The sequence below is a fragment of the Streptomyces sp. NPDC059166 genome, assembly GCF_042755185.1.
In the GTDB taxonomy this organism is placed as follows: Bacteria; Actinomycetota; Actinomycetes; order Streptomycetales; family Streptomycetaceae; genus Streptomyces.
Genome location: NZ_JBHZCI010000088.1, coordinates 1 through 5215, shown reverse-complemented (window position 1 = coordinate 5215; position 5215 = coordinate 1). Strand labels below are relative to the sequence as shown.

4 protein-coding genes are annotated in these 5215 nt (G+C 69.2%); all 4 read left to right on the top strand.

Going from position 1 to position 5215, the window contains the following annotated elements:
* The first annotated feature begins 396 nt into the window (after nucleotides 1-396).
* The 4 genes from ACFXOA_RS32130 (at nucleotide 397) to ACFXOA_RS32115 (ending at nucleotide 5103) form a co-directional block, all read left to right on the top strand.
* On the top strand, nucleotides 397-1596 hold the full coding sequence (locus tag ACFXOA_RS32130) for an ROK family protein (RefSeq protein WP_385035690.1): 1200 nt from the start codon (nucleotides 397-399) through the stop codon (nucleotides 1594-1596).
* 123 nt (nucleotides 1597-1719) lie between these two features.
* Complete coding sequence (locus tag ACFXOA_RS32125; RefSeq protein ID WP_385035688.1) at nucleotides 1720-2787, top strand: sugar ABC transporter substrate-binding protein; 1068 nt, start codon at nucleotides 1720-1722, stop codon at nucleotides 2785-2787.
* A gap of 229 nt (nucleotides 2788-3016) precedes the next feature.
* Complete coding sequence (locus ACFXOA_RS32120; protein ID WP_385035686.1) at nucleotides 3017-3805, top strand: ATP-binding cassette domain-containing protein; 789 nt, start codon at nucleotides 3017-3019, stop codon at nucleotides 3803-3805.
* Nucleotides 3802-5103: a sugar ABC transporter permease gene (locus tag ACFXOA_RS32115; RefSeq protein WP_385035684.1), complete on the top strand. Its 1302-nt coding sequence runs from the start codon at nucleotides 3802-3804 to the stop codon at nucleotides 5101-5103. Before ACFXOA_RS32120 ends, ACFXOA_RS32115 begins: the two co-directional genes overlap by 4 nt.
* Nucleotides 5104-5215: the final 112 nt, after the last annotated feature.

The window sequence follows — 5215 nt, the reverse complement described above, 5'->3', positions numbered from 1 at the left end:
GGCTCCCGCGGGCCGCCCCCTATCCCGGGGCCCCGGAGCCCGGCCCCCCCCACACCCGCCGCGCGCCCCCCCCCCCGCCCCTCCCCCCCCCCGCCCGTCCCCGTGCCGCGCGCGGGGCACGCGGTTTCACGTGGCCCTCGGGTCCACGGCCGGCCCGCCGCCTTCACGCGGACAACAACTGTCACCAGAAGGCGAGAGTTCCCCGGACCGAGAGCCGCCCACCGGACCCCGACCGGTGGGCGGTTCACCATGTTTCCTGGTCTTTTGGCGCTGTCCGGATGTGGAGGCACGATGCTCATCAGAGGCTGCGGCTGCTCAAGGTCTTGACGGGAGGCACCCCAAAACGCTCAGCTTAGGGTTCACATGTTAGAGAAAACGGCAGGAGTGAGTGGGTCGATGGAGACTCCCGGGTCGCAGACGTCTCTGCATAGGGCCAACCTCGAGCGGGTCGTGCGTGCCGTAAGGATGGCAGGGTCCCTGACCCAGGCCGAGATCGCCAGGAGCACCGGACTCTCCGCGGCCACCGTCTCCAACATCGTCCGTGAGCTCAAGGACGGCGGCACGGTCGAGGTGACCCCCACCTCGGCGGGCGGCCGACGCGCCAGGAGCGTCTCCCTGAGCGGGGACGCCGGGATCGTCATCGGGGTCGACTTCGGGCACACCCACCTGCGGGTGGCCGTCGGGAACCTCGCCCACCAGGTGCTGGCCGAGGAGTCCGAGCCGCTCGACGTGGACGCCTCGTCCGCCCAGGGCTTCGGCCGTGCGGAACAACTGGTGAACCGGCTGATCGAGACGACCGGGATCAGTCCCGGCAAGGTGATCGGCGTGGGCCTCGGCGTACCCGGCCCCATCGACGTCGAATCCGGCACCCTGGGATCCACCTCGATCCTGCCGGGCTGGACGGGGATCAACCCCAGCCAGGAGCTCGCGGGCCGTCTCGGGGTACCGGTCTACGTCGACAACGATGCCAACCTCGGAGCGCTCGGTGAGCTCGTCTGGGGCAGCGGCCGGGGTGTCAAGGACCTCGCGTACATCAAGGTCGCCAGCGGCGTCGGCGCCGGCCTGGTGATCGACGGGCACATCTACCGCGGCCCCGGCGGCACGGCCGGCGAGATCGGCCACATCACCCTGGACGAGTCGGGCCCCGTCTGCCGCTGCGGCAACCGCGGCTGCCTGGAGACCTTCACCGCCGCCCGGTACGTCCTGCCCCTGCTGAGACCGAGCCACGGCCCCGATCTCACCATGGAGCGGATGGTCCAGCTGGCCCGCGAGGGCGATCCCGGCTGCCGCAGGGTGATCGGTGACGTCGGCCGGCACATCGGCAGCGGCGTGGCCAACCTGTGCAACCTGCTCAACCCCAGCAGGGTCGTGCTCGGCGGCTCCCTGGCGGAGGCCGGAGAGCTCGTCCTGGGGCCCATCAGGGACTCCGTCTCGCGCTATGCCATCCCCAGCGCCGCCCGGCAGCTCTCCGTGCTTCCAGGGGCCCTCGGAGGCCGCGCCGAGGTGCTCGGCGCCCTGGCCCTCGTACTGAGCGAGATGGGCGATTCGACCCTTTTGGAGAGCACGCTCCCCGGGGCCACCCCTGCCTTCACTTAGATAACGAATGGCACCGTTGTCATCTCGTTAAGAATTTACTCCTTGACGCCGCCCCTGCGGCCGAGTTGACTTCCAGCCACCTCGGCCGCAACGTTGCGGCCTCGTCAGGGAGGCAATGCCCCAATGAACGCAATGACGCGACGCATCGTCATAGCCACGGCCGCCGTTTCGATGGCCGTCTCCCTCGCCGCTTGCGGCAAGGCCGGCGACGACAAGAAGGACTCGGCGGACTCCGGCAGCAAGACCAAGATCGGTCTGCTCCTCCCGGAGAACAAGACCGCCCGCTACGAGACGCTGGACAAGCCGCTGTTCATCGAAGCGGTCAAGAAGGACTGCCCGGACTGCGAGGTCGTCTACAACAACGCGGCCGGTGACGTCGGCCAGCAGAAGCAGCAGTTCGAGCAGCAGATCGCCGACGGCATCAAGGTCATCGCGATCTCGTCCGTGGACGCCGAGAAGTCCGCCGCGTGGGTCGCCACCGCGCACAGCAAGGGCGTCAAGGTCGTCGCGTACGACCGCGCCATCGCCGGTGCCGACGCCTACGTCAGCCACGACAACGAGAAGATCGGCAAGCTCCAGGGCCAGGCCGTCCTCGACGCTCTCGGCTCCAAGGCGGCCGGCGCCAACCTCGTCATGATCAACGGTGACGAGAAGGACCCGAACGCCGGTCTGTTCAAGAAGGGCGCCCACGCGTCCCTCGACGGCAAGATCAAGATTGCCTACGAGGCGTCCGGCGAGTGGGACCCGAAGATCGCCGGCGAGAAGATGACCGCCGCCATCTCGTCGGTCGGCAAGGGCAAGATCGACGCGGTCTACTCCGCCAACGACGGCATGGCCGGCGGCATCATCACGTCCCTCGGCAACGCCGGCATCAAGGACATCCCGGTGGGCGGCCAGGACGCCGAACTCCCCGGCATCCAGCGCATCATCGCCGGTACGCAGACCTTCACGATCTACAAGTCGCCGAAGCAGCTCGCCCCGGCGGCCGCCCAGTTCGCCGTCAACCTGCTCCAGGGCAAGGACATCGGAGCCCAGGGCGAGACGGACGGCGTCCCGTCCACGCTGCTCGAGCCGACCGTGGTGAACAAGGACAACATCGAGTCCACCGTGGTCAAGGACGGCATCTATGAGGCCTCCAAGATCTGCGTCGCCGACATCGCCGCCAAGTGCACCGAGCTGGGCATCAAGTAGCCCCTCCTCGCGCCGGGGCCGCTGGGCCCTGGCGCGTACGGGCGTGATCCGCCCCGCACGGCGGAGCCCGCCCACCCCATGACTGTCCGGCCCCGGCCGGCCCACACCCCGCTGCCGGCCGGGTGCCGGACACTCTTCCCCCCAGTACTTCCGTACGTCGACGCTGCCCCGTGGCGCGGCGTCTCCGCCGGTCAGGCGGTACATCCCCGCCGGTCAGGCGGCGAAGGAGATGGTTCACGTGTCACAGACGCCCGTGCTGGCGTTGCGTGGGGTCTTCAAGCGATTCGGAGCGGTCCAGGTCCTCTCCGGTGTCGATCTCGAAGTCCACGCCGGAGAAGTGGTCGCCCTCGTCGGCGACAACGGTGCAGGCAAGTCCACACTGGTCAAGACGATCGCCGGCGTGCACCCCATCGATGAGGGCGTCATCGAGTGGGAGGGCACGAAGGTGGACATCAGCCGTCCCCACGACGCCCAGAACCTCGGCGTCGCGACCGTCTACCAGGACCTCGCGCTCTGCGACAACCTGGACGTCGTCGCCAACCTCTTCCTCGGTCGCGAGATCAAGAAGGGCGGCGTCCTCGACGAGGTCGCCATGGAGAAGCGGGCACAGGACCTCCTGTCCACCCTCTCCATCCGCATCCCCAGCGTCCGCATCCCGGTCGCCGCGCTCTCCGGTGGCCAGCGCCAGGTCGTGGCCATCGCCCGTGCCCTGGTGGGCGACCCCAAGATCGTGATCCTGGACGAGCCCACCGCGGCTCTCGGCGTCGAGCAGACCGCACAGGTCCTCGACCTGGTGGAGCGGCTGCGCGAGCAGAACCTCGGAGTCATCCTCATCAGCCACAACATGGCCGATGTGAAGGCCGTCGCCGACAAGGTCGCCGTGCTGCGACTCGGTCACAACAACGGTGTCTTCCCGGTCGCGACGACCAGCCACGAAGAAATCATCGCCGCGATCACGGGCGCCACCGACAACGCCGTGACCCGCCGCAAGTCCCGCAGCGCGGAGGCAGCCAAGTGAGCAACATCAACGAGACCCCGGCCAAGGTCCCGGCCCAGGCGGACGCGGTCACCGAGGCCCCCGAGGCGGCGGCCGGCGCGGTCAGGGTCGTCGACCCGCGCCTGCTCGTCCGCGAGCAGGGCTTCAAGGGCTACTGGACCGAGTTCAAGCGCAAGGTGCGATCGGGCGAGATCGGCTCGCTGCCCGTCGTGGTGGGCCTGATCGTCATCGGGATCGTCTTCCAGCTCGAGACCGGCAACTTCCTCACCTCGTACAACCTCGACCAGATCACGCTGTACGCGGCGGGCCCCGGCATCATGGCCGTCGGCATCGTCTTCGTGCTGCTGCTCGGTGAGATCGACCTCGCGGTCGGTTCCGTCGCGGGTCTCGCGGGTGCGGTGTGGGCCGTGGTCGGGACGGACGTACCCGACTCCCTCGCCATCGTGCTCGGCATCCTCTCCGGCACGGTCATCGGCGCCTTCCACGGCATCGTCTTCGCCAAGATCGGCGTGCCGGCGTTCGTCGTGACCCTGGCCGGGTTCCTGGGCTGGGCCGGCATGCAGACCTGGGTGATGGGCGAGAAGTCCACCATCACCACCCCGCTCGGCAGCTTCGTCCGCGACCTGACCAGCTACTACTTCTCCGACGTCGCCGCCGCCTACGGTCTGGCCGTGTTCGTCATCGCCGCCTTCTACCTCACGCAGCTGCGCGACTCGAAGCGCCGCAAGACCGCCGAGCTGCCGCACCGCCCGCAGAGCGAGATCATCCTGCGCACCGTGCTGCTCGCGGTCCTGTGCCTCCTCGCCGCGTACGCGTTCAACCAGGAGCAGGGCCTCCCGCTCTCCCTGGTGATCTTCCTCGCGATCCTGGTCGTCACCGACTTCGTGCTGCGCCGCACCACCTACGGTCGGCAGGTCTTCGCGGTGGGTGGCGGCATCGAGGCGGCACGCCGCGCCGGCATCAACGTGTCCTGGATCCGGATCTCGGTGTTCATGATCTCCGGCACGCTCGGTGCGGTCGGCGGCCTCTTCCTGGCCTCCGCGACCGGCGGCGCCGACCGTTCGCTCGGTGGCGGCAACCAGCTGATGATGTGCATCGCCGCGGCGGTCATCGGCGGTACGTCCCTGTTCGGCGGGCGCGGCAAGGTCTGGTCCGCGCTGCTGGGCATCCTGGTCATCCAGTCGATCGTCCAGGGCCTGAACCAGATGAACCTGTCGTCGAACGCGATCCAGTACATGATCACCGGTGCGGTCCTCCTCATCGCCGTGATCATCGACTCGGTCTCGCGCAAGACGCAGAAGACGGCGGGCCGCGCCTGACCGGCGCACCCGCACGGCCGTGGCCCGCCACCCGCGGCGCTGGCGGGGGCCGCCCCGGTGCCGCGGCGTGTACACCGGGGCGGGGGCCCCCCACCCCGCGGAAGGGCGCCCC